The 23946-nt window shown below is 68.6% G+C and carries 21 protein-coding genes and 1 pseudogene; 13 read left to right on the top strand and 9 right to left on the bottom strand.

The window, feature by feature from the left end; genetic code table 11:
- Positions 1 to 25: 25 nt before the first annotated feature.
- Both Vse01_RS21975 and Vse01_RS21970 read right to left on the bottom strand, forming a co-directional pair.
- On the bottom strand, positions 26 to 1828 hold the full coding sequence (locus Vse01_RS21975; RefSeq protein ID WP_093410991.1) for a carbamoyltransferase family protein: 1803 nt from the start codon (positions 1826 to 1828) through the stop codon (positions 26 to 28).
- A gap of 238 nt (positions 1829 to 2066) precedes the next feature.
- Positions 2067 to 2597, bottom strand: a complete 531-nt coding sequence (locus Vse01_RS21970) for a pyridoxamine 5'-phosphate oxidase family protein (RefSeq protein ID WP_093410993.1) — start codon at positions 2595 to 2597, stop codon at positions 2067 to 2069.
- Between the two features lie 369 nt (positions 2598 to 2966).
- Between Vse01_RS21970 and Vse01_RS21965 the strand changes: the two genes are divergently transcribed.
- The 3 genes from Vse01_RS21965 (at position 2967) to Vse01_RS21955 (ending at position 4911) form a co-directional block, all read left to right on the top strand.
- On the top strand, positions 2967 to 3476 hold the full coding sequence (locus Vse01_RS21965; protein ID WP_139233254.1) for a hypothetical protein: 510 nt from the start codon (positions 2967 to 2969) through the stop codon (positions 3474 to 3476).
- Between the two features lie 224 nt (positions 3477 to 3700).
- The gene (lepB, locus tag Vse01_RS21960) at positions 3701 to 4222 is read left to right on the top strand and encodes a signal peptidase I (RefSeq protein WP_170863632.1); all 522 of its coding nucleotides are present in this window, start codon (positions 3701 to 3703) and stop codon (positions 4220 to 4222) included.
- A gap of 38 nt (positions 4223 to 4260) precedes the next feature.
- Positions 4261 to 4911 carry a GNAT family N-acetyltransferase gene (locus Vse01_RS21955; protein ID WP_232511470.1) on the top strand — a complete coding sequence of 217 codons (651 nt, stop codon included), beginning with the start codon at positions 4261 to 4263 and terminating at the stop codon, positions 4909 to 4911.
- 259 nt (positions 4912 to 5170) lie between these two features.
- Here the strand turns inward: Vse01_RS21955 and Vse01_RS21950 are convergent, their stop codons facing one another.
- Entirely contained in the window at positions 5171 to 7756 is a 2586-nt protein-coding gene (locus Vse01_RS21950; protein ID WP_093410999.1) for an ATP-binding protein, read from the bottom strand.
- A 484-nt stretch (positions 7757 to 8240) separates the two neighbouring features.
- Here Vse01_RS21950 and Vse01_RS21945 point away from each other — a divergent pair, with 484 nt between their 5' ends.
- Positions 8241 to 10166, top strand: a complete 1926-nt coding sequence (locus tag Vse01_RS21945; RefSeq protein WP_093411001.1) for a serine hydrolase — start codon at positions 8241 to 8243, stop codon at positions 10164 to 10166.
- A gap of 197 nt (positions 10167 to 10363) precedes the next feature.
- On the opposite strand, the gene Vse01_RS21940 is transcribed toward Vse01_RS21945, so the two are convergent.
- Positions 10364 to 11419: a sigma-70 family RNA polymerase sigma factor gene (locus Vse01_RS21940; protein ID WP_093411003.1), complete on the bottom strand. Its 1056-nt coding sequence runs from the start codon at positions 11417 to 11419 to the stop codon at positions 10364 to 10366.
- Positions 11420 to 11497: 78 nt separating this feature from the next.
- Here Vse01_RS21940 and Vse01_RS21935 point away from each other — a divergent pair, with 78 nt between their 5' ends.
- The gene (locus tag Vse01_RS21935; protein ID WP_093411005.1) at positions 11498 to 12328 is read left to right on the top strand and encodes an alpha/beta fold hydrolase; all 831 of its coding nucleotides are present in this window, start codon (positions 11498 to 11500) and stop codon (positions 12326 to 12328) included.
- Between the two features lie 87 nt (positions 12329 to 12415).
- Here Vse01_RS21935 and Vse01_RS21930 read toward each other — a convergent pair whose 3' ends face one another.
- Positions 12416 to 13354 (bottom strand): AraC family transcriptional regulator, encoded by a 939-nt coding sequence (locus Vse01_RS21930; protein WP_093411007.1) that lies wholly within the window; start codon positions 13352 to 13354, stop codon positions 12416 to 12418.
- Positions 13355 to 13462: 108 nt separating this feature from the next.
- On the opposite strand from Vse01_RS21930, the gene Vse01_RS21925 reads away from it, so the two are divergent.
- The 3 genes and pseudogenes from Vse01_RS21925 (at position 13463) to Vse01_RS21915 (ending at position 16388) form a co-directional block, all read left to right on the top strand.
- Entirely contained in the window at positions 13463 to 14176 is a 714-nt protein-coding gene (locus Vse01_RS21925; protein WP_093411009.1) for an SDR family NAD(P)-dependent oxidoreductase, read from the top strand.
- Positions 14177 to 14210: 34 nt separating this feature from the next.
- A pseudogene (locus Vse01_RS21920) lies at positions 14211 to 15086 on the top strand (NAD(P)-dependent oxidoreductase); the annotation flags it as partial.
- A 540-nt stretch (positions 15087 to 15626) separates the two neighbouring features.
- On the top strand, positions 15627 to 16388 hold the full coding sequence (locus tag Vse01_RS21915) for a GNAT family N-acetyltransferase (protein ID WP_093411015.1): 762 nt from the start codon (positions 15627 to 15629) through the stop codon (positions 16386 to 16388).
- Positions 16389 to 16582: 194 nt separating this feature from the next.
- On the opposite strand, the gene Vse01_RS21910 is transcribed toward Vse01_RS21915, so the two are convergent.
- Positions 16583 to 16954 (bottom strand): nuclear transport factor 2 family protein, encoded by a 372-nt coding sequence (locus Vse01_RS21910; protein ID WP_093411018.1) that lies wholly within the window; start codon positions 16952 to 16954, stop codon positions 16583 to 16585.
- Positions 16955 to 17030: 76 nt separating this feature from the next.
- Between Vse01_RS21910 and Vse01_RS21905 the strand changes: the two genes are divergently transcribed.
- Positions 17031 to 17624, top strand: a complete 594-nt coding sequence (locus Vse01_RS21905) for a TetR/AcrR family transcriptional regulator (RefSeq protein ID WP_170863633.1) — start codon at positions 17031 to 17033, stop codon at positions 17622 to 17624.
- 329 nt (positions 17625 to 17953) lie between these two features.
- Here Vse01_RS21905 and Vse01_RS21900 read toward each other — a convergent pair whose 3' ends face one another.
- Positions 17954 to 18334, bottom strand: coding sequence for a hypothetical protein (locus tag Vse01_RS21900; RefSeq protein ID WP_232511472.1), 381 nt, complete (start codon positions 18332 to 18334; stop codon positions 17954 to 17956).
- 297 nt (positions 18335 to 18631) lie between these two features.
- Here Vse01_RS21900 and Vse01_RS21895 point away from each other — a divergent pair, with 297 nt between their 5' ends.
- Complete coding sequence (locus Vse01_RS21895) at positions 18632 to 19399, top strand: class I SAM-dependent methyltransferase (protein ID WP_170863634.1); 768 nt, start codon at positions 18632 to 18634, stop codon at positions 19397 to 19399.
- Positions 19400 to 19423: 24 nt separating this feature from the next.
- Here the strand turns inward: Vse01_RS21895 and Vse01_RS21890 are convergent, their stop codons facing one another.
- Entirely contained in the window at positions 19424 to 20050 is a 627-nt protein-coding gene (locus tag Vse01_RS21890; RefSeq protein WP_093411023.1) for a histidine phosphatase family protein, read from the bottom strand.
- 185 nt (positions 20051 to 20235) lie between these two features.
- Here Vse01_RS21890 and Vse01_RS21885 point away from each other — a divergent pair, with 185 nt between their 5' ends.
- Together Vse01_RS21885 and Vse01_RS21880 are read left to right on the top strand one after the other, a co-directional pair.
- Positions 20236 to 21150 (top strand): AEC family transporter, encoded by a 915-nt coding sequence (locus Vse01_RS21885; RefSeq protein WP_093411025.1) that lies wholly within the window; start codon positions 20236 to 20238, stop codon positions 21148 to 21150.
- A 178-nt stretch (positions 21151 to 21328) separates the two neighbouring features.
- Positions 21329 to 21907 (top strand): GrpB family protein, encoded by a 579-nt coding sequence (locus Vse01_RS21880; RefSeq protein ID WP_093411028.1) that lies wholly within the window; start codon positions 21329 to 21331, stop codon positions 21905 to 21907.
- Between the two features lie 26 nt (positions 21908 to 21933).
- Here Vse01_RS21880 and Vse01_RS21875 read toward each other — a convergent pair whose 3' ends face one another.
- The gene (locus Vse01_RS21875; RefSeq protein WP_093411030.1) at positions 21934 to 22860 is read right to left on the bottom strand and encodes a helix-turn-helix transcriptional regulator; all 927 of its coding nucleotides are present in this window, start codon (positions 22858 to 22860) and stop codon (positions 21934 to 21936) included.
- A gap of 133 nt (positions 22861 to 22993) precedes the next feature.
- On the opposite strand from Vse01_RS21875, the gene Vse01_RS21870 reads away from it, so the two are divergent.
- Positions 22994 to 23899 (top strand): oxidoreductase, encoded by a 906-nt coding sequence (locus tag Vse01_RS21870; protein ID WP_093411033.1) that lies wholly within the window; start codon positions 22994 to 22996, stop codon positions 23897 to 23899.
- The last annotated feature ends 47 nt before the right edge of the window (positions 23900 to 23946 follow it).

The raw sequence follows: 23946 nt of genomic DNA, 5'->3' as shown, positions 1-23946 counted from the left end.
TTGCCGGAGGGGCGCCTCATGACGGTCAGGCACCCGCGACACGCTTGGCGACCAGGCGGTTGCCGAGCACGAGGTGGTCGATCTCGGTGCTCAGGAAGCAGTTCAGCGCGTCGGTCGGGCTGCACACGATCGGTTCGCCGGCCACGTTGAAGGACGTGTTGATCAGGCACGGCACGTCGGTAAGCGTGGTGAACCGCTGCAGCAGCGCCGCCAGCCTCGGGGTCTGCTCGGTGGTGACGGTCTGCACCCGGGAGGTGCCGTCGACGTGCACAGCGCCTGGGATGACCTCCCGGAACTCCGGCCGGACCGGGAAGACGAAGGTCATGTAGGGCGACCGGATCTTCCGGCCCATCTCGAAGACTCTCGGCGCGTCGTGCTCCATCACCAGCGGCGCGAACGGCCGGAACGGCTCCCGGTGCTTGACCCGCTTGTTGATGATGTCTTTGATGTCGGGGAAGTTCGGGTTCGCCAGGATGCTGCGGTGCCCGAGGGCCCGGGGCCCGTGCTCGATCCGGCCCTCGAACCAGCCGATCACGACCTTGCCGGTGAGCAGCTGGGCCACCTGGTCGACGACCTCGTCATCGGTCAGCCGGGCGGTCCACTCCACCCGGTCGGCGAACTCACCGAGCGCCCGCTCGACCTCGGCGTCGTCGTACTCCGGACCGAGGTAAGGGGTGACCGACGGCGCGTACTTCACCTCGGCGGTGTTGGCCGGGTGGTTGACCCACGCGAACACCGTCGCGCCGATGGCCACACCGGTGTCACTGGCGCCGAAACTCACCGAGACGTCGGAGAACCGGGAGCCCTCCAGCAGCTCGGTGTTGTTGACGCAGTTGAGCGCCACCCCACCCTCGACCAGCAGGTGATCCAGGTCGGTCCGGGTCTCCAGCGCCGCCACCTGGTGCCGGGTCACCACGGTCACCATCTCCTGGACCGCCGCCGCGACCCGGGACTGGTACTCGATGGTGGCCTCCGCTGGACCGAAGTGCTTCTCGATCAGGGGCTCGAACTGCCGCGGGTTCTCCAGGTCGTTGGGCAGGACCATGGTGTACCGCCCGCCCTCGTGCAGTTCGACGAAGTGCTCCAGGAACGGGTTGGGAGACGGGGGCTCGCCGAACCCGGCCAGGCCCATCACCTTGTATTCATCGTTGTTGGGCACGAATCCCAAGAACCGCGTGACGCAGGAGTAGAGATTGCCCAGCGAGTCATTTGCCGTTACGAACGAGTCCTCGAAGACCCGGATCCGGCCGTCCCGGATCTCCCCGGTCAGCGACGACAGAAGCTCGGCCCGGCCGTCGCTGATCAGGAATGCCGCGTCCTTGACCCCCGCCATGTAGTAGCCCGTCATCGCGTGGGCGAAGTGGTGCGGGACGAATACCACCTTCGCCGGGTCCGGGGTGAAACCGGTACGAGCGGCGAAGTCGGCCAGGATCGCGTCGTGTCCCAGCACCGTGGCGAACACCATGCCGATATGGTTGAGACGAACCAGCTTCTCCATCGGCGGCATCGGGATCGATGCCAGTTCGCCCAGCGTGCTGTCGAAGACCTTGGCGTCGAAGTTCCACGGGATCGCGATCAGGTCGACGTCACCGAAATCGATCCCCGCATGATCCAGGACCCAGCGGATCGAGTTGATCGGGAAGTCTGAGGTCTTCTTCTGCCGATTGAGGCGCTCCTCCTCAACCGCGGCGACCAGCTCGCCGTCCACGAGCAGCGCCGCGCCGGCGTCGTGCCCGAGCAGGTAATGCTTCTCGGTGCCAACTGCGCCATAGTGTTCGGCAAACATCTCCGCACTGCGGGAAAAACCGTTGCACCCCAGAATGATCATCAGCTGGCATCCTTTACTCTGGTGTCACGCTGCGGTTTCGGCTGCGTTGCGTTTAGATCTCCCTATCGGAAGCTATCCGGGTGCCGATCACCGGGCAAGGTGCGTAACACACCAGTGGGCATGCATTCCTCACGGCTGTATTCCGTTTCTGGCTTGAACGGTTCGCCCTTGTCCAGGCGGTAACGAGATCTCCGACGAAGCGGGTCTTGGACGCGCATCGGTGGGCCGGTGCTGTGGGTCAGGGCTGGGACGCCACGGTCAGCTTGGCGATGTCTGGGGCATAGACGGTCATCCAGTGCGGATGCAGCCGGTAGTAGACCACATCGTTGTCCCAGTCGAAGAGGTCGTCGCCGTAGAAGTCCTTCAAGTACGCGAGCACGTCCGGCCAGTCCGTGGCCTGGTCGCCGTTGCGGGGGTTGAGGATCTCCACCTTGCCGTGCGTGAAGACACCGAGGTCCTCACCACGCATATGTGCGGCGCTGACGGCGGGCCGCGCCGCGAGGTGCCGCGCCTTGGCGGCGTCGGGCGCCGTGCCGAAGTACCACTTGCCTCGCAGGAAGTGCCCGTCCACACCGCTGATCCGCGGCTCACCCTTCGCCGTCACGCTCGACAGAGCGAGGGTGCACATGCCGGTGAGGACCTGGGTGAGCTGCTCTGCGTTCAGTGTGCGCGCGGTGTTGATGATCGAGCGGAGGTGGGAGGTGGAGCCAGCGAGGGAGGCGTCAAGAAGAGCTTGGAGCTTTTCGAGATCTTCTGGGGTTTCGCGCATCGAGGTCCTTGTCTCTCCGTATCTATCTGTGCCGAGGTCCGCGCCTGTCACCGGCGCCGACCGATGAACCCATGCTCCACCCAAAACCTGACACCTTGCGTCATATTTCTTCAACCTGGCTTGCGGACACCAGCGGGCCGCACGGCAGCCGGCGCGACATGAATGGCTCCCGCCTGGCGACGCGCACGCTCTGCGGCTGGAAGAGGACGGGATCTCGTCGAGTCTTCTGGAGGTTACGAGACCTGGACCCTGAGGCAGCCGGCCAGTTGCTGTGACGGCGCGTCGCGAGCGCGACTCGCGGCAGAGAAAGACGCTTGATCTTGGCTTGTGGGCTCACGTTCGCCCGACGCGATCGTCATAATCGGCCTCGTGAGAGAGGCGCTGTTCGCGTTGGCAGGCACTGCCTTGGGCATCGTCGGCACTCTGCTCACCGACCTGTGGCGGGCCAGAAAGGCCGACATCCGCGAGCGACGCGAGCGGCTGCGCAATGCGTGCGTCGACTTCACTGCGGCCCTCGTCCGCCTGCGGCAGGCATTCTGGGGGCGAGGCTACGATGCGGAGGGCCGCCGTACGACGATGCGGGAAGCCCACGACGAGGCCCGAGTTCAGTTCGAGCGGTTGAGGCTGAGCACGACCTCGCTCCAGGTGCAAGAGGAAGCCCGGTACGCATTGCGGTACGGCTACGGACTCCTGCGCCAGCTCGAAGGGTTGCCGCCGCGGGAGGACGAGGTCGAGCCGTCGGCGCTGGATCAGCTCGAGGACCACCTGGTCCGGCTGTTCGTGGAGGTCCGTCAGGAACTCGGGGTCCCACGCCCCCACCACGTACTGTCCGAACGCGCCTTCTTCGAGAAGATCTCCCCGACCGCAGCCGTCGATTGATCACAATCGCCGGATTCCCAACCACACTCCGAGGACGTGCCACACCGACCGACTTTCCTCGTGTTGGCGAACGGACACTCACTCCGAAGCCCCGCATGGCCGTCACCGCCACGAGCACGAGCGGACGGCGGCATGACAGCGCATGTGACCGTGGGGCAGCAGTGCCGGGTAGCGCCGCGCCCGGCGGACCGCACGGCGCCGTCGATTCTGGCAGGATCCGTCGGATGCGCAGACTGCTGGTGTTCCTTCTCGTGATGGCTGTTGCCGGCTGCGGCGACGGTGACGCGACCGGGACGGGAGCCACCGAACAGTTCACCCAGGGCGGCGTCAGTATGGAGCCGACGGTCAAGACCGGCCAGGTTGTCACCGCACGGAAAGTAACCGGCACGTATGAGGCACGGCGCGGCGATGTCGTCCTGCTCCGTTCCCCCGGCGGTCTCTGGGGTGACCGTAAGGCGCCGCTGCTCAAACGCGTCGTCGCGGTCGGCGGCGAAACCATCGCCTGCTGCGATACCTCAGGCAGGGTGACGGTCGACGGTAAGCCACTGGCCGAGCCCTATGTTGCTGAGGACGCGTCGCTCGACGAGCCGCCGAACCCGAACTACTGCGGGCCGCGCCGGTTCGCCGCGGTCACCGTGCCGGCCGACTCCGTCTTCGTCATGGGCGACAGCCGCGCCCGGTCGAACGACTCACGGTGTGCCGGGCCGGTGCCGGTGTCGTCGGTCTTCGCCGTAATGGTCGACTGACCAGGGCACACCTGACACTTGCCACGGACGCGCCCGAGGTGGCCGACGCCAAGCGCTCGGACGGCGGCAGATCAGTACACCGGCTTGGACCTGATGGCTTACTTGCCGGTGCTGACCACAATTGCCTGCAGATTGGCAGCGAGCGCCTCAACCGATGGAGAAGCGTGGTGACGTCCTGGTCCGTGGTCGCCGAAGCCTTCGACTCAACCGATGCCTGCGCTCTTCGTCGTGACTACTACGCCGAAGTCGCCGGCCGCTACCTGAGGCGGCCCGTGACTGCCGAGGAGATCGACCATGGGATTGCCGGGGACGGTGCCGAACTGCTCACCCCACCCACGGTTCAGTTCATCGTCGGACGTTATGCGGGGGAGCCGGCCGCTTGTGGTGGATTCTCGATGCTCGACGACGAACGCGCTGAGCTCACCCGCGTCTACGTGCGGCCTGGCTTCCGCGGCCGTGGGGGTGCCCGCCTGCTGCTGACAGCGCTGGAGCACCATGCATACGTGCTGGGTGCAAGGGAGATGGTTCTCAACACCCGCCTCGATCTGATCGAGGCACGGTCGCTCTACATTCGACACGGCTACCTCGAAATCCCGGCGTACTGCACGGGTCCGTACATGGAGATCTGGTACGGCAAGCGTCTCACTCAATCGGCGCTGTTCGAGGGCCTTCCGGCAGCTAGCCGATAGGAGTGACCTCAATTTTGACTGGCGTACGGAGGCACCCTGCCCCATAACCCTCGGCGGCCCGACAGAAGTCAGCGGTGCGACGCGCGTCACTGCCCCGGATGGCCGACGGCAGCCGTACTGGATCGGGATCGAGCCCGACGCACACGAGCCGTCCCGCAGCCCACCGGCCGCGCACCATCTCGTAGAAACCCATCGCACCCTCCAGCGACCAGGCTACCGACAGCGGCGCTGAACCTGACCGACCTCAGGCCCAGCAGGTTCATGTAACCCCGACGCGAGTCGAAGTAGTGTCCACCGGACGCCGCGGCACGCCTGCCGGTCGGTGGTCCCGCAGCCTGCGTCGCCTTGAGCTTCGACTGATCGGACGCGCTCTTCTGCTCGTCGCGCGTTCGTGTCGCCCGCCCCGGGTGATGCGGACGATCTGCTCGCGGACGCACTCCGCGTCGGGGTGACCGAGCTCGTCAAGGATGCGCAGGGCCCGCTGCCAGGTGTGCACGGCACCCGCCCGGTCGCCCGACGAGCGTCGGCTGGCACCGAGCCGGATCAGGCTCTCCGCTTCGTCGTACCGGTCACCGATCTGCACGAACAGGCGCAGCGCCCGGTGGTAACACCGGACCGCTCGACGGTGGCGACCGAGACGGTCGTGGATGAAGCCGAGGCTGTCCCAGGTGTTCGCCTCGCCGTGCCGGTCGTCGGTTTGGCGCAGCAGCACCAATGCCCGCCGGCAGTGTTCGAGCGCCGGCCCGTACTGGCCGAGTTGCGCGTACGCCCAACCGATCCCGTTCTGCGCGCTGGCCTCCCCGGACAGGTGGCCGACGATCCGATACAGATCCGCGGCGCGTTGCGCGTGGTACAGGACCTCGGTGTGCCGACCGAGCCGGTCCAGCATTGCGCAGAACGCCCGATGGGTACGCGCCTGCCCGGCGTGGTCGTCGAGTTCACCGAAGAGCTTCAGCGCTGCGCGGTAGTGACTCTCCGCCCTTTCCTGCTCGCCTGTGCGGGCCAGCACCCGGGCGAGGTCGCGGTGGGCGCTGGCGTGCCCGGACGGGTCGTTCGATCGCCGAGCCGCGGCCAAGGCGGTCTGCTGCGCGTCGACCAGGTCGAACCAGTGGCCCCGGCGTTGCAGGAAGTCGACCAGGGTGCGGGCCAGCCGCCACGCGTGCCCCTCGAACCCGATCCGCGCTGCCTGGGCGACTGCCGCGAGGAGGACGCGATGCTCGGCGGTGAACCAGGCCAGCGCGTGGCGGTGGTCGCTGATCGCCTCGGGCACCACCCCGGGTGGGGTAGCGGCCAAGGGGATCGGATCCCAGCTGGGCTGCAACCGCAGCGCGGCGTTGTGTGCCGAGTGCAGGTAGTGGTCGAGGCCGCGTTGGATCGCCGCGCGGTGGGTCTCGGGTGTCTCGGTGTTCTCGATGAGTTCGGCTGCGTACTCACGTAACAGGTCGTGGGTGCCGAATCTGCCCGGCGCGTGTTCGGTGACGAGGTGGGCGTTGGCCAGTTCCGTCAGCAGCCGGTGCACCTGATCGCGGGGCAGCCCAGCCAGGCTGGCGGCGGCGGGTATCCCGATTTCGGGACCGCAGTGACAGCCGAGGAGCCGGAACAGTCGCGCGGCGGGCGGGGTGAGGCTCTGGTACGACCAGGAGAAGACCGCCTGCACGTCGGTGACGACGTCGCAGGCGTCGAACGCGTCGCGTAGGCGCTGCGTCTGCCGCAGTTCGGCGGCGAGGGTGGCCAGGGGAAACCCCGGGTGTGCCAGTCCCCGGGCGGCGACCACGGCCAGCGCGAGCGGCAACCGCGCGCACCGCTCGATCATGTCGTCGACGGCCCGTGGTTCGACCGTCAACCGGTCGACACCGAGGCGCCGGGCCAGCAGCTGGCGTGACTCCTCGACGGTGAGCAGGTCAACGGTTATCGGTCGGGTTCCCTCGGCGGCAACCAGACCGCTGAGACGGTTGCGGCTGGTCACCAACGCCAGGCAGCCCGGGCTGCCGGGCAGCAGGGGGCGCACCTGGTCGGCGTCGTGGGCGTTGTCCAGCACCACCAGCATCCGCCGGCCGGCGAGAAGGCTTCGGTACAGCCCCACCTGTGCGGACAGTTGGGCGGGGATGCGCTCGGGTGGCACGTCGAGGGCCTCAAGGAACCCCCGGACCGCCTCGGCGGGCGTCGTCATCGCGCCGGCGGGATCGAATCCCCGGAGGTTGACGTAGAGCTGTCCGTCCGGGTACCGCTCGGCGACCCGGTGCGCCCAGTACACCGCAAGGGTCGTCTTGCCGACCCCTGCGGTGCCGGACAGCACGACGCTCGTCGCGACGGGTTCACCGGCGCCACCTGCGTCCGGGACGGCAGACCCGTTGCCGACACCGCCGGCGGCGTCGAGTTGGGCGAGTTGCGCGGTACGGCCGACGAAGCTGGCCAGGGCCGGTGGTAGCTGGTGCGGGACGACGGTCGATCTCCGCACGGCACCTGCTGCCGGAGGGCTCGCCTGGGCCACCGGGACTTCGGTTTCCTCCTGCCGGTCGGCCGGATTCGGCGGCCGCCGGCCTTCCTCGACCCGGTCACGCGCGGTGGCCAGCGCTCCCTGCTCGGCGCCAGTGGCGCCGAGCAGACCGGTCAGGATGTCGAAGCGCTCGGTGGAGGGCAGCACGTTTCCCGCGAAGTACTCCCCGATGACGCCGCGCGACCAGCCGGTCTTCGCCGCCAACTGCCGGTACGTCAAGGGGGTGTCGCCCTGCTGCCGGGCATGTCGGCGCCGGAGCTGGCGCAGCAGCCCGGCCAGATCGTGCACCGTCCGCACCTCGGCGGCCTCGCGCACGATGGCGAGTGCGGAACGGGCTTCCTCAGACATACGGTCGATCGCCGGTCGGGCGTCGGGACGTACGGACATGCGGCCTCCGCGTGCTGGCCGCCCGGCGGTGGGCGCTGGTATCCGGGAGCGTAATCAACCCGGTTGATCACCGAGAGCAGATCGACCGATATCCGTCAATGCACCCAGACTTCGGGAAGGCGCTTGCTTGCGGCGCGTCCGTCCACGGTGGTGGGCGGTCGGCGCGGGGCCCGGCATCCGGGTCGAGGGTGGTGGCCGGTAGCCGGCAGATCGGTTTCGACGGTGCCGACCGGCACCGGTGTCTACCCCGGTTCGGTCTCGTCTGCCCGTGTCCAGTGGCGTCCAGTGGCGTCCAGGATGCCCCGCGCTCGGCTGGAACGCGTGCCACCGTCCGTGGGCGGGATCGTCCCGCCCATCAGATCGAGGAAAGGAACACGACGTGAACTTCCGGCATGTGACACGGCGAGGTCCGGCGACGGCACCGCGCGACCGAAGGGGAGGCCCCATGACAGACACCGATCGCCTGCTGCGCGTCAGCCGCACCAACTCGACGGTTCTCATCAGCCCTCAGCGGCTCGGCGCCCTGCTGTTGGCGCTCGTCCTCGCCACCGTCTCCGCCGTCTGGACCGACCAGCGGCCGGCGCGGGCCGATGCCAACGCTCTCACCGACGACAAGTCGGTGTCCGTCGCCACCGGATGGTGGTCCTACACCAACGTCACCGAGCAGTACGTGACGGACCGGCTCGACGAGCACGACGCCCGGTTGACCGATATCGAGGTGTACGACGCCGCCGCCGGCACCTACACCGTCGTCATGGTCCGTGACTCGGGCGCGTACGCGGTGCCCGGCTGGTGGTGGTACCCCAGCCTCACCTTCGCCGAGGTGGGCCAGAAGATCAACCAGCACACCGCTCGGCTGATCGACATCGATCCGTACGTGATCAACGGCCAGGTCCGGTACGCCGTGGTGATGGTCTCCAACACCGGCTCCGCCGCGCGCGCCTGGTGGTGGTCGAGTGGCGTCACCTCCGCGGCGGTCGGTGACTTCCTGGCGGCGAACAAGCCCAACGTCGGTGACCCGGTCAAGCGTCTGATCGATCTGGAGACACACACCGTCGGGGGCAACAAGGTGTACTCCGCCATCTACGTCGCCAACACCGGGACCGACGCCAAGTCCTGGCAGTGGTGGCTCAACCAGAGCGCTGCCTCGGTGCGGCAGAAGATTGACGATTTCGGCGGACGGATCACCAACCTGGAACGTCAGGCCGACGGAACGTACAACGTCATCCAGGTGCACAATTCGGGCAGCGACGCCAAGGCGTCCTGGGTGCATTTCGGCCTCGCCTCGCTGAGCCAGGCGCTCGACGTCGCGGCACAGCACGGGGCGCGAGTGTTCGACGTGGACACGTACCTGGTCGGCGGCGCACGCCGGTACGACGCTCTCATGATCGACAACGTCAGCGCGGAGACCCGGCGGCTTACCGATCTCATCGCGCCCGCGTACACCGACGCCGATGGGCTGCCAACCGCCGACTTCGGCTTCTACCTCAAGCGGGTGGGCGGCAGCCAGAGCACCGGCCTGCGAACCACCTTGCAGTACGAGCCGGCCAGCTCCATCAAGGCGGTGCACAACCTGACCGCCATGCGCAGCGTACGCAACGGCGAATCGCTCAACTCGTCGTTCACCTACTACAACTACCCGAACAGCCCGTTCAACGCGAACACGAAGGACGCCTGTCCGATCCCGGCGGACGAGGTGCTGGCCAACCGGGTCACCAGCACCCTGGACTTCGGTAAGGACAACATGATGTCCATCTCCGACAACCGCACGACCAGAGGTATCGTCCTGAGGTACGGGTTGGGAGCGGTCCAGGGCGCGGCGAACGCGGCCGGGATGACCTCGACCACCATCAATCAGGACCAGGCTGGCTGCGCGTACCTCGGCGGGAAGCGCAACTTCACCACGCTCGTCGACATGGGCCGGCTCTACGAGGGGGTGGAGGACGGCACCCTGCTCGGCGCAGGGCAGTTCCGCACCGAGTTCTACCAGCCGATGAACACCGGCGTGGGTGGCGGCAGCCCGCTGGCGGCGATCGTGACGGCCGAGGCCAACGCGCAGGGCAAGGGCGCCGTGGCCGCCCAGTTCATCGCCCTCATGCGCAACCACTTCAAGGGCGGCAGCTACAACGTGCCGTGCTCCCAGGTCGGTTGCTCGAACGGCTGGGTCTACGTCCGCACCAACGCGGGCAGGATGGCTCTGCCGGTCAAGTCGGGCGGCGTCGTGGGCGAGCGGGTCTTCGTGTACGGCACGTTCGTGGACAACCAGTACGTCTGCAACACCTGCTCGACGGTGTCGCTGGACAACGCCGTGGGGACGATCAACGCCGAACTGTTCCGCGCCGAGATCCGATCCGCCCTGCTCACCTGGTAGTCGCAGGGCCCGACCCCGACATCAGCAGGACCGCACCGCTGCTGTAGCCGGTGGGGCGCGCCGCGTCGCGCGCCCCACCGGTCATTGAAGAGACATCTGGTCCGGCGGGTACGGCCGTCCAGCCACGCCGAGAGCGATCGATTCGCTCAGGTAACACACCGAGGGTGGCTACAGCAGCCCGAGACGGTGTGCCGTAATCAGGCAAGGGTGTCCGGTAGCCGGAAGTGCGCGAAGTGCGCCGAACCGATGAATGAGGTAATTGCAGCGATCTTCTCGCCGTCCAGGGTCAGGACGTTGATCGACCAGGCGAGGTACCTGCCGGCGTCGGCGTTCCACAGATAGCACCCGACGGTGGGCTGGCCGTTGGCGCTGGTCGGCAGGTGCCGCCAGGAGCCGCATCCGGTCAAAGGGACCCGCACCGCGAAGTCCATTACCGCATCGACGCCCTGGTACCAGTGGGGCAGCGGCGGCATCGACCAGGTCACGTCTCTGGTCAGCAAGGTGACGAGGCCGTCGGCGTCACCGTTTTCGAGCGCGGCGGAGAACGCGACGACGATCTCTCGTAGGCGGCCGTCGTCGATCTTGCGCAGTGTCTGCTGTTGCGAGCGGGAGGGAGTCCGTTGCGCGATGACCTTGCGGGCGCGCGCCAGCGCGGAGTTCACCGATGTCGTTGACGTGTTCATCATGGTGGCGATCTCGGCGGCGGTGAAGCCCAGAACGTCGAAGAGCAGCAGCGCAGCCCGCTGGTTGCCCGGTAGGTGCTGGAGGGCGGCCACCATCGCGAGTTCGACGGCTTCGCGCTGTTCGTACCGGGCGTGCGGGCTCGCCCGGCCGCCGTCGAGACCCGCGTCCGGGTATGGCCCGAGCCAGGCGACGTCGGTGCGGGGGGCCGCGTCGAGCACGGCGTGTTGGCTGGACGGGCCAAGATCGACAGGCACGGCTCTCCGCTGCCGGGTTTCCATGAGATCCAGGCAGGTGCGGGTGGCCACCGTGTAGAGCCACGAACGCAACGAGCTGCGCCCCTCGAACCGGGCAAGTCCTCGCCACGCACGAAGCAGCGCTTCCTGCAGCGCGTCGTCGGCGTCGTGGGTGGAGCCGAGCATGCGGTAACAGTGGGCGTGCAGTTCCCGACGCAGCGACTCGACCAGGCGCGTGAACGCGGCGTTGTCGCCGTCGCGTGCACGGGCCAGGTCGGCGTCGGCACCGTCCGCGGTCGTCGCATCCGGCGTACGCCTGAGAAAAAGATCGCTCACGAGCGACGATTCTGCCCCACGACGCGAGTCACCTACTTCCGAAGGAAGCAACACAGTCCTGTTCCCAGGAGGATCACGATGAACGCCGCATCGACCGTTCCCGTCACCGCCGCGACGCTGGAGGTACCCGGCGCGCGGCTGTACCACGAGGTCCGCGGCCAGGGGCCACTCGTGGTGCTCGTCGGCGCCCCGATGGACGCCAGGTCGTTCGCGCCCCTGGCGGACCTGCTCGCCACCGACCACACCGTGCTCACCACCGACCCCCGCGGCATCAACCGCAGCCCCGTCGACGACCGCGACCGGGACTCCACCCCCGAGATGCGCGCCGATGACCTTTCCCGGCTCCTGTCCCGTCTCGGCCGCGGCCCGGCCGCCGTGCTCGGGTCCAGCGGCGGCGCGGTCAGCGCACTCGCCCTCGCCCAGACCCACCCCGAGCAGGCTCATACGGTGATCGCCCACGAGCCGCCGCTGGACGAGTTGCTGGACGACCGCCAGGAACTGCGCGAGCGGACCGAGGACATGATCGCCGCGTACCTCTCCGGCGATGTGCGGGGTGCCTGGACGAAGTTCCTGGCTACGGCGAACATCCAACTGCCGGACGAGGTGTTCGAGGCGATGGTCGGCGAGCGGGATGCGCAGACGGCCGCGGACGAACACTTCCAATTCGCCCACATGCTCCGTGCGACCACCCGCTGGCAGCCGGACGTAGCGGTCCTGCGCTCCGCGCCGCCCCGGATCGTCGTCGGCATCGGCGAGGACTCCAGCGGCCAGCTCTGCGACCGCACCTCAAGGGCCCTCGCCGCGGCGTTGGGTATCGCCCCGACCATGTTCCCCGGCGGCCACATCGGCTTCGTCGAGGACCCTGAGCGGTTCGCCACCCGGCTACGCGTCGCTCTGCGTGAGGGCTGATGCGACACCGGGCCGCCGCACGGAGAGACAGCGGGGGACAAGGGGATACGGCGGTGGCCCGGCGGTCGGCCGTGTCGTCTGGTGTGGTTACCCGGTGCCGGCGTGTCGGCGGTAACGGCCGGGTGGTTGGCCGTGGGTGCGGGTGAAGGCGCGGTTGAAGGCGAATTCGGAGGTGTAGCCGACCTCATGGGCGATGGCGGCGACAGGCCGGGTGGTGTCGCGGAGCTTGCGGGCGGCTACGTCGAGGCGCCAACGGGTGAGGTAGGTCAGCGGGGGTTCGCCGACGTGGTGGGTGAACCGTCGGGCGAGGGTGGCGCGGGAGACGTTGACAATTGTGGCGAGGGTGTCCAGAGTCCAGTCGTGGCCGGGGCGCTCGTGTAGCACGGCGAGGGCACGTGCGGTGACCGGGTCGCGCAGGCCGCGTAGCCACGAGGGGGCCATGGTGTCACCTTCGGTATCGAGCCAGGCTCGGACGACGTGGATCAGCAGCAGGTCGAGTAGGCGTAGTGCGGCGGTGCCGGAGCCGGTGGCGGTGTGGCTGCGGGTCTCGTGGGCCAGCAGGTCCAGCACCGAGCGCAGCCAGGGTCCGCTGTCCGGCTGGGCGGTGGCCACGTGCAGCACCGGCGGCAGCAGCCCCAGCACGGGATGGGCGATGTCGGTCGCGTACTGGTAGCCGGCGCACAGGATCCGGGTCCGCGCCCCCGGCCCGTCGAGGACCAGTTCCCCGTCGGGACGGATGAGGCTGCGCTTGAGGTCCTCGTCGAAGCGGCGGGTCGGCAGGCCCGGATCGGTGGCCAGTTGGTGGCGGGTCCCGGCGGGCAGCAGCACGAGGTCGCCCGGGGAAAGCAGGCGAGGCGGCGCGGCGTCGGTGGTGAACCAGCAGGTGCCGGCGACTACGGCGTGGAATGCGGCTCCGTGGCGGGCCGGCAGCTCGATGGCCCAGGGTGCTCGTGCGTCGAAGGTTGCCATGAGGCTCGCGTCGACCCGGGCCAGCGCCAGTACGTCCCCCAGAACATCCACCTGCACAGCGTAGGGCCGTAGCAGGGACAGCAGCGGACCGGATGAGACGGACGGGCAAACAAATGAGTAGCGCAGGCATTCATGTCCTCATCGGCGAGCGGCAGGGTGGTCGGCATGGAGATCACCGGAAGCACCGCCCTCGTCACCGGAGCCAACCGGGGCCTGGGCCGCGCCCTCATCGATGCCCTGCTGGAGCGCGGCGCCGAGCGTGTCTACGCCGGTGCCCGCGACCCGGGCATGGTCCGCCCCGATGAGCGGATCACGCCCGTCGCTCTCGACGTCACCGACCGGGCCGCCATCGCGCAGCTCGCCACCGTCGCCACCGACATCGACCTGCTGATCAACAACGCTGGCGCAGCCGCGTTCGCCCCCGCCCCGGACGCTGACCCGGACGGGCTGGCCCGGGAGTTCGCCGTCAACTTCACCGGCCTCTATGACATGATCCGGGCGTTCACCCCGATCCTCATACAGAACAAGGGCACGCTGGTCAACGTGCTCAGCCTGCTCGCCTACGCGCCGGCACCCCCGATGGCGGGCTACTCGGCATCCAAGGCCGCGGCACACTCCCTGACCCTCGCCCTGCGGCCGGCGCTGACCCGAGCCGGGATCGGTGTGCACGGCGTCTACCCCGGCGGCATCGACACCGACATGCTCGCCGGTGTGGACGCGCCCAAAGCAGCGCCGCGCTCCGTGGCCGCCGCGATCTGCGACGGCATTGCGGCCGGAGACGAGGACATCTACCCCGACCCGAGTTCCGCGCACATGGGCGAACTGTGGAATCGCGACCCGCGGGCCTTCACCGCCGTGTTCGCCGCGATGGGCTCCTGACCGTCGCACCGCCACCCACCGACAGAGGAAAATTATGAAGATCACTGTGTTGGGACTCGGCGCGATGGGCTCGCGGATGGCCCGCCGACTGCTCGCCACGGGCGAGCACGACATCACCGTATGGAACCGCACGGCCGAGGCGATGCGGCCCCTGATCGAGGTGGGTGCCGCTGCGGCGACGACGCCGGCGGCCGCCGCCGAGCAGTGTGACCTCGTGCTCAGCATGCTGCGCGACGACGACGCCGGCCGCGAGGTGTGGCTGGCGCCGGAGAGCGGCGCGCTGACCACGATGGCACCTGGGACGGTCGCCGTCGATTGTTCCACTGTGACCCCGGCGTTCTCCGCCGAACTCGCTGCCCGGTGCAGCCGGCGCGGGGTGGATTTTCTCGACGCCCCGGTGCTTGGCTCGCGCCCCCAAGCGGACGCCGGCACACTCATCTTCCTCGTCGGCGGCCGACCGGCGGTGGCGCACCGGGTGGAGCCGGTGCTGCGGCAGATCGGCGGCGCCGTGCACCAGATGGGACCGACCGGGACCGGCGTACGGATGAAGCTGCTCCTCAATTCTCTGTTTGCCGTCCAGGTCGCCGCCGTCGCCGAGCAGCTCGGCGCCCTGCACGGCACCGACCTGGACACCGCCCGTGCCGTCGAAGTCCTCGCCGCCACTCCGGTGGCAAGCCCGGCCGCCGCCACCGCCGCCACCGCCATGCTCGGCCACACGTTCCCGGCGTCCTTCCCCATCGATCTGGTCGCCAAGGATCTGCGATACGCCGCCGCAGACGCTGCCTCCCGTCACGTCACCGTCGCCCTGACCCACACGGCCGCCGACACCTACCAGCAGGCGATCGACCGAGGACATGGCCAGGACAACATCACCGGAGTCGTTCAACTCTTCCGAGCGTTGCGGCCCGCCTGACAGGCGGCGCCCGTCGGCGATGCTGCCAGCAGCAGCGCCAGCACATATCGGCTTCGTCGCACCACCTAGACGTGGATAGAGCGGAACGTCGGATGCTCCGTCATCCGGGTGTTCGCCGGACACCAGGGACGGTCTGAGGCGGGCACGGCCATTGCGCGCGTACGGGCCGACATCTACGACATCGCACAAGGCCAGGCGCTCGCGGCGAGAAATGACCCCAAGCCCACCGGCAGGCCCCAAAGGGCTATGACCACCGGAGATGGGCACGGGCCGTTTCGGCTGCCTTTCCCGGCTACCGCGGTAGTGCCGCCGCCGTTGGCCGTTACGCCCTTTCAGGGCTCACTGTTCCCGGTTCCCCGGTGTCCGGCCGCCGCAGACGGGTAGACGTCGGCGAGGGCTGGTCGATCGGTTGGGCCAGACGATGGCCCGGCGGACCCGGCCACGCGCCGAGAAACGCGACGCCCTCGGGCCGCTCGTGAGCAGCAAGGTCAGGCGCTCGGGCAGAGCCGCCTGGCCCTGACCAAGGGAGTCGATGTCATGCGCATTCCTTACGGCATGATCGACGAACTCCGCAGGAGCGTCGTCGCGCCGCAGGCCCCCGATCTGGTCCCTGCCGTCGAAGGTCGGCTTGCGCTCCGCCAGGCGGGGTCTCGGGATCTGCCGGCGATGTCCCGGGCTCACGTCCAGTTGCTTCCGATCGGGCTGTTCCCGTCGCTTGGAGCCCGCTTCATCCGCCGATGGCAGCGCACTTATCTGAACTCACCACACGGCGTGGGTGTCGTCGCCGTCGACACCGCTGCCCCCCAGGATGAGGTCGTCGGGTTTGTGCTCGGTGCCAGAGACCACGCCGCCTACACGACCGAGTTGACGAAGGACAGGCGCGTACTGGTGCCCCTGGCCCTCGCCGGGTTGGCCGCGCTTGCGGTCCGGCCCCATGTTGCCCTCCGCGTCCTGCGAACGCGGGCCCGGCCGTGGATCCGCCGGGTGCTGGGACACCGGGCGACTGTGGTGAGACCGGCGCGCGCTGGGTCGGTTGCGGCTCCACAGGTGGCGGTCATGACTGCGCTGGCGGTGCAGCCGGAATGGCGCAAAAGCGGCATCGGGATGATGCTGGTTGATCGTTTCGTCGAGCTTGTGCAGGAAACGGGCGCGAGGTGGGTCGAAGCGCAAACGTCGACCGGGCCCCTGGGGGCTACCGGATTCTACGAACGGTTGGGTTGGGAGGCTCGGACCCACTGGTCCACACCCGACGGTGACCGGGTACGGACCTACCGCTGCCGGGTCGGCCGCGCGGATTGAAGCCCTGGGCTCCTTCGGTGGCTGCCGACTGGGGTGCGGTATCGACAACCCGCCGATGACACTCTCGGTGCCGAGCGCTTGCCGGCAATCAGGACGCCCCGCGGGTTGCAGGTACGACAGTCAGCAGGTGCCGGCGAGCAGTGCGGTGATCAGTGTGCTGGATTGGGCGGTCGCTGACCTGGGTCGGGCCTGGGTCAGCGTCCGGGTGACACGTCGCGGGTGACCTGGTCGATCCGCCGAAGCCGCCCGTCCGCCGAGAGTTGCCCGAACATGTAGATCTCCGTCGCGATTGTCTTCCCGGTGGCCATGTCTGCGGTCAGGGTGTATCGCGCGGCCACCCGTTCAGCCGAGCTCACCGTCTCATGGACGTCGACGCGGACGCTTGTGGCGCGCTTTCGGGCCGGTCGGACGTGCGCCAGGAGCCTTTCCCGATCGAGATGGACGCCGTCGTTGCACATGACGAAGTCGGGCGTGTGGTATCGGTCGAACACCGTTGCCGCGTCCTCCTCCCCGCAGGTGACCTCCTGCGGGTAGTGCATGAGATAGGCGGTGACATTGGCATCCATGTGTTCGCCTCCAGGTGCATCAACGTAGCTCTGACAGCACCGTCAAATTTAGCGCCACCCGGTAGGCTTGACAAACGTGTCTGAGCTAGGGGAGTCGCGGCAACGACGGCAGCGTGCCGACGCGAGGCGCAGCATCGCCGCAGTCTTGGACGCCTCGGTCGCGTTGCTGGGGCGGCGACCAGACGCGTCGATGGAGGAGATCGCAAGGGCGGCCGGGGTCTCCCGCCAGACGATCTACGCGCACTACCCATCGCGCAGCGCGCTGCTGGAGGCTGTGACGCAGCACGTCACAGCAGAGGTCGCGCGGGAACTCGGCGGCGTCGACCTCGACCGGAGCAGCGCCCTTGACTCCCTGGGACGTTGGGTCGACGCCAGTTGGGCACTGTTGGAGCGTTACCCGGTGCTGCTCACTCCGGCGATTGCCGCATCGGGGGACGGCGACGAACGGGAGCGCCACGAGCCGGTCGTCGGCGGACTGCTGCGGCTTTTCGAACGGGGGCGCCGCTGCCGCGAGTTCGACCGGGCGATGCCGACGACCTGGTACGTCGCCGCGATCATCGGCCTCGGCCACGCCGCAGGTCGGGAGGTCACCGCTGGCCGGATGACACAGGCCGAAGCCGGTGCGGCATACCGGGAGAGCGTGCTCAGGGTGTGCCGCGCCCCGCTGTGACAAGGCTTGCAACACCCCGCCGATCTGGCGGACGAAGGAGGGCGGCAGAGGTGTGCAGTCGGGGTTGGCTGATCGAGGCAACCGGCATGGATCGTCAGGATGGATGCCGCCGTCAGGTCGGCAAGGGATAGTGAGGCCAAGGAGTACGGCACCAGCAAGGTCGCCGAAGGCGGTCCCGTGAACGGGCGGCGGGTCGTTCTGATCGAAGACGGCGCGATCTGGAAGCCTCCCTGATGGCGTGAAAACACCGGTGCCGGCTCGATCTGCGGCAGAAGGAGTGTGCGTCGGCCGCCCGGTATGAGCGGCTGTGGCATGCCAAGGACTCCGGATCAGAGCTCATCCAGCAGCAGAACGCCCTGTGGTGAGTAGAAGTAGTCGCGTACGTGCCTCGCCCAGTCTTCGATTTTCGGGTCCTCCGCGTGCATCAACCACTCGGACAGATGCGCGTACTCGTCGGTGTATCCGTTCTCCCAGAGCCACCGCAGCGTTTCGTGTCGACCCGCTCCGAAGATGGCCTGGGCGTCGAAGCCGAAGCCCAGGTCCATGTCACCAGTGCGGAACTTCGCGCTGTACAGGCGGCACGAGTCTGCGGGATCACCGATCAGGAACAGCAGGAAGGCAGCTACGTAGATCTGCTCGTACTCGTCGCTCTCCCCGTCGTCGGGACTCTCGCGCCAGGCCCTTTCGCGGTCGAAGATCTCTCGCAGCATGCCGTGATGGGGACGCGGGTCGCCGACGTCCACTATCCGGAGTGCTTCCCGGCGCGAAGCCGGACTCGACAGGTCCACAGACATGGGCACGCGTGCACAGTAGTCGAGCACGATTCGTCCAGTTGAGCCGTGGAAGAACAGGCTCGCCCTGGGTTGCGAGCACGACGGCAGGTAGCTGACGATTCCCGGCCTCTCGGGCAGATCCATCCTGACGGATGGGCCTTTCGTACGACGGCGACGCAAGAGACACGGGACAAAGTGGTTGCCTCCCGGGTGCTCGTGCGAAAGGTTTCCCGCATGGACGAGATGTTGCTCGCCAACCGCACCGCTTGGGACAAGGCGTACCAGGCGCAGCAACTCCACGCCTACGACGAGATGTCGGCCGAGGCGGCGACCGGCGTCACGCTTGTCGCCAGTGAACGCGAGCTGCTCCGGGACATTTTGACGGCACGGCCCGTGGTGGTCCATCCACAGAGCGACAATGGACAGGATGACATCGCCCTGGTCCAGGCTGGCGCTCGTGAGGTGATCGGGGTCGACTACAGCGAGACCGTGGTCCATGCCGCGCGGAGACGCGCAGACGCCCTCGGTGTCGCCTGCCGCTACCTGATCGCGACGGTCCCCGGCGTGCCGCTGCTCGACGGCTGCGCAGACCTGGTCTACACGGGCAAGGGCGCCCTGATCTGGATGCCCGACATCGATGCCTGGGCCGTCGAGATGGCCCGCCTGGTGCGGCCCGGCGGACACCTGTTCCTCCACGAGGGCCACCCGGCGACCGAGCTGTGGACCTGGGACCTGGACGAGCCGCGCATCCGACCCGACCGCAGCTACTTCGGGCGCTCTTTCGTCTGCGACGACAACAGTTTCCCAGCGAACGGGGCTGTCATGTGGCAGTGGACGCTCGGCCAGACCGTCAGCGCGGTCATCAGGGCGGGTCTGCAAGTCCGGTGCCTTGAGGAGTATGCGGAGCCGTTCTGGCGCATGGGTGACATCGACGCGGCCGCTTTCCGCGGTCGTCTCCCGAACACTTTCGCACTGTTGGCACGTCGCCCCGCCGCGCCATGAGCCGGGTTGCGCGAATTGCGGCAGTCAGGCCAGGTGGTGGGTGTCATTGAGTTGGACGATCCAGCGGTTGTGAAGAAAGTCGTCCTCGCGCAGGTGGGTTATGCCTCCAGGGGAGAAGCGGATGCCCACCAGACCGGCCGCGTCGATCGGCATGCCAATCCAGGCCGCGAGCAGAAACGTGGCCGTTCCCCCGTGGGCCACCACGACCTGATGCTCCACCGTCGACCGTAGGATCCGCTCCAGCGCGGCGTAGGTGCGTACGGCCAGCTCCCATTTCGTCTCAGCACCGGATACGCCCTCGTCATGACGCATCCGCTCACCGGTGGCCGGCGGCGGTATGAACCGTTCGTCCAGCCATGCCTGCGGGCGTCCTCCTGCCTCGCCGTACGACTTTTCGCGTAGGTCGGTGTCCAGCACCACGCGCGATGCGAGCCGCTTGCCGATCACCTCCGCTGTCCGCCGGGCTCGCAGCAAGTCGGACGAGAAGACCTCGACGCCAGCAGCAGACGACAACCGGCCGGCGAGCGCCTGCGCGATGAGCTCAGCGTGCGCACAGCCGCGGGCAGTCAGGTCAGAATCGAACCATCCGCCGACCAGTCCATCGACGTGGTGCGTCGCCTCCGGGTGCGTGACGACGTACAGGTTCCTCATGGGCGCAGGATGCCATGCCGCTGGTCGTTACCGTTAGGCTCCCGAGGGGCGCGTGCTGCGCAGCGATGGCGGCCTTCGGCGGGTGGCGGGCTGATGGGCATCGATTACGGACACGACCATTCGTACGCCCCGGACGCCCGCCAGTCCCTGAGCCGGCGCGACACCGGTGTGCCGGTGACGCCCGTATGAGACTGGTGTCGGCATTCGTACCGATCTGGATCCTTACCGCGCTCGGCTACGCGGCCTGTCGTTGGGGCCTGCTGGGTGAGACGGGGGCGTCGGTGCTCGGCCGGTTCGTGTTCCACCTTGCGATGCCGTCCGCGCTGTTCCTGGCCCTGTCCCGAATGCCGCTTTCCGGGCTGGCCGGTCGCTCGCTGCTGGCCTTTGGGGTGAGCACGGCCGCGGTCGTCGGGCTCGGGTGGGTCAGCGCGAGTCGGCTGTTCGGTCGCGAGCCCGGCGAACGGCCGATCTGGGGCATGGCCGCCGGGTACGTGAACTCGGCGAACCTCGGCATCCCGATCGCCACGCAGGTTCTCGGCGATGTGGCGTTCCTGGCAGAGGTGGTGCTGTTGCAGGTGCTGGTGGTGACGCCCGTGATCCTGGTCGCGCTGGACCGGCACCGCGACCCGGCCGGACGGGTACGGGTTCGCCGTATCGCCTCCCTGCCGGTACGCAATCCGGTGATCCTGGCGTCGCTGCTCGGCGTCGCATGCTCGGCTGCCGGCCTGCAGTTGCCGTCGGCGGCCAATGCGTCGCTCGCCCTGCTGTCAGGCGCTGCGGTTCCGGCCGCCCTGGTCGCGCTCGGGGCGTCGCTGCACGGCACGACATCGTCCCGGGCCGAGCCGGCCGAGCTGGCCGTGATCACCGCGCTGAAGCTCGTCGTGCAGCCCGTCATCGCGTACGCGGCCGGACTGGCCATGCACCTGTCCGCGCCGCAGCTGCTCGCCGTGGTGGTGTGCGCGGGCCTGCCGACAGCACAGAACACGTTCATCTTCGCCCAGGAGTACGGCGTCGGCGAGACGGTGGCCAACCGGGCGGTCATGATGACCACGACGCTGTCGCTGGCCACCCTGGCCGCGGTGGCGGCGCTGCTCGGGTAGGTCCGTCAGCGGCGACTCGTTCAGCGATCACGGCGGCGGAGAGGGCACTCCGGGAAGGCCGGACAGACGGCCTGGTCCGGTCAGAGCAGGATGGCGGATAGCGGCCGAGAAGGGAACCTGTGAGAGAAGGGACGATGAGGCACCGCACGGTCCGTACTCGCACTGAGAGGCAGTTGTCGTGAAGCACGCACCGGTTACCCTCAGCCCGTACGACCCGCAGTGGGCTGCGCTGTTCGAGCAGGAGCGGGTCAGCCTCGAAGCCGCTCTGGCGCAATGGCTGGTCGGGCCGGTTGAGCACATCGGCTCCACATCGGTTCCCGGGTTGGCGGCGAAGCCGATCATCGACATGATGGCACCGGTGCGCAGCCTGTCAGAGGCGGCAGCCGCCGTCGAGGTGGTGACCGCTCTCGGCTACCGCAACGGTGTGCACCGTCCGGAAGAGGCGCACTACTTCTTCAAGCCGGAGACCGACAACTGGTGGGAACGTACCCACCAACTTCATCTCACCGAACCGGCCTCCCTGCTCTGGCGGCGACGAGTCGTCTTCCGCGACGCGCTCCGGCGCCGGGTGGACTACCGGTCCCGGTACGAGCAGCTTAAGCGCGATCTCGCGCACGCTCACGGCACCGACCTCATGGCCTACGCGCGCGATAAGGACGACTTCGTCAACGAGGTCCTCGGCGTGCGCGACAAGACGCAAGCTCCGACCGTCAGTTACTCCCGGAAACCGTGGCAGTCTCCGACACCCGACGGATAAGGCCGAGCGGATCAGCGCGCACTCGATTATGAAGTCGCGCTGGGGGTGGGGCCGGCGGCGGTCCTGTCCGTACGGCAGGGGTGTGTGTTGGTGGACGCTGCGCGGGTCGCGTGCAGCGATGCCAGGAGTCGTAGCCGGTCGGCGTCGGCGCTGCCCGGCTCGGTGGTGAAGACGAGCATGACGGGTCCGGGGTTTCCCGGTAGGGGGTAGGTGTCCCAGTCCAGGACGATGTCGCCTACCTCGGGAATCCGGAAGGTCTTGGTGCCGCTTACCGACTCGCGTACGTCGTGCCGGGCCCACAGCCGCCGGAAGTGGGCGCTGCGGATGCTCAGTTCGCCGACGATCGCGGTGGCGCGTGGGTGGGTGGGGTCGGTGGCGACGGCGGCGCGCATCATGCCGATGTAGTCCAGAGCCTGCTGCTCCCAGTCCGGGCAGCTCCGCTCGCCGGTCAGCGTGTCGTCGAACAGCAGCAGGAGCATGTTGAGCCGGTCGGCCGGGTAGGCGTCCGGGTCGCCGAGCAGCGCCTGCGCCATCGGGTTCCAGTCGAGCAGATCGAGATGCCGGCCGAGGATGACCGCGGGGGTGTCCATCACCCGCAGCAGGCGCCGGGTGCTGTTCGGCACCCGCTCCGGATCGCGGTTCACGCGGGCGGGCGTGGGCCGGCGGGCGGCGTGGGCCAGGGTGAACAGGTGCCGGCGTTCCTTGTGGTCGAGGCTGAGCGCGCCGGCAAGGGCGTCCAGGACGTCGTCGGACGGGCGTACCTCCCGGCCCTGCTCGATGCGCTGGTAGTAGTCGGTGCTCAGCCCGGCCAGCAGGGCCAGCTCCTCGCGCCGCAGCCCGGTGACCTTGCGCCGGCCACCCGGCTCCAGGCCGACGTCGTGTGGACGCAGCCGGCCACGCCGCGCGCGGAGGAAGTCGCCGAGCTCCCGAGCGTACGGATGAGGACCGTTCATGCCGCAAGTGTGCCGCGGCCCGGACCGCCGAAGGTAGGTCCCGCAGACCTAGGCAACCGCGAACGATGGAACCGGCCCGGATCGCTCCTAACGTCGACGGCCGCAGCGCACCGACACCCCTCAGGAGCAGCAGATGACCGGATGGACCACCGACCGCATTCCCGACCAGCGTGGTCGGGTCGCCGTCGTGACCGGCGCGAACTCGGGCCTCGGCCTGGTCACCGCCACCGAACTGGCCCGCCACGGCGCCCACGTCGTGCTCGCCGTCCGCAGCACTCCCGCTGGCGAGGAGGCCGCCCGCCGGATCGGCGGCGACGTCGAGGTCCGCGAGCTGGACCTGGCATCCCTCGCCTCCGTGCGGGCCTTCGCGGCGAAACTGACCGGCGACCACCCGGCTATCGACCTGCTCGTCAACAACGCTGGCGTGGTGCTGCTCGGCCCGCGCCGCACCTCCGCCGACGGATTCGAACTGCACCTCGCCACCAACATGCTGGGCCACTTCGCGCTGACCGGCCTGCTGCTCGGGAACCTGGCCGCGGCGCGGGGCGCCCGCGTGGTCAGCCTCAGCTCGATCACCCACAAGAGCGCGCACCTGGACTTCGCTGACCTGATGTTCGAACGCGACTATCGGGCAGCCACCGCCTACGGCCGGTCCAAGCTCGCCACCACGATCTTCGGCATCGAACTGGATCGCCGCCTGCGCGCCGCCGGAGCGCCGATCGTCAGCACGCTGGCCCATCCCGGTCTCACCCGCACCAACCTGACTCCGCGCGCCTGGGAACACCGTGGCCGGTTCGGGCGAATGATCGCCTGGGCCGGGCTGTTGGCGACCCAGCCGGTGGAGCGGGGCGCGCTGCCGCAGTTGCGCGCCGCGACCGAGCCCGGTGTACGCGGCGGCCAGTTCTTCGGCCCGTCCGGGCTCTGGGAGACGCGGGGCAGGGTCACCGAGGCCCGGCTCAGCCGGGAGGCCGCCAGCCCGGCAGTCGGCAAGCGGCTGTGGGCGGCAGCCGAGGACCTGACCGGCGTCACCTATCCCTGACCCACCACTCGGTGGTCGACATCTGCTTGGGGCGGCGACGAGGGTGG

The organism is Micromonospora sediminimaris (genome assembly GCF_016863575.1).
Classification (GTDB): Bacteria; Actinomycetota; Actinomycetes; order Mycobacteriales; family Micromonosporaceae; genus Micromonospora; species Micromonospora sediminimaris.
Note: the sequence above shows the minus strand (reverse complement) of the source record. Positions and strands in the feature narration are given on the sequence as shown.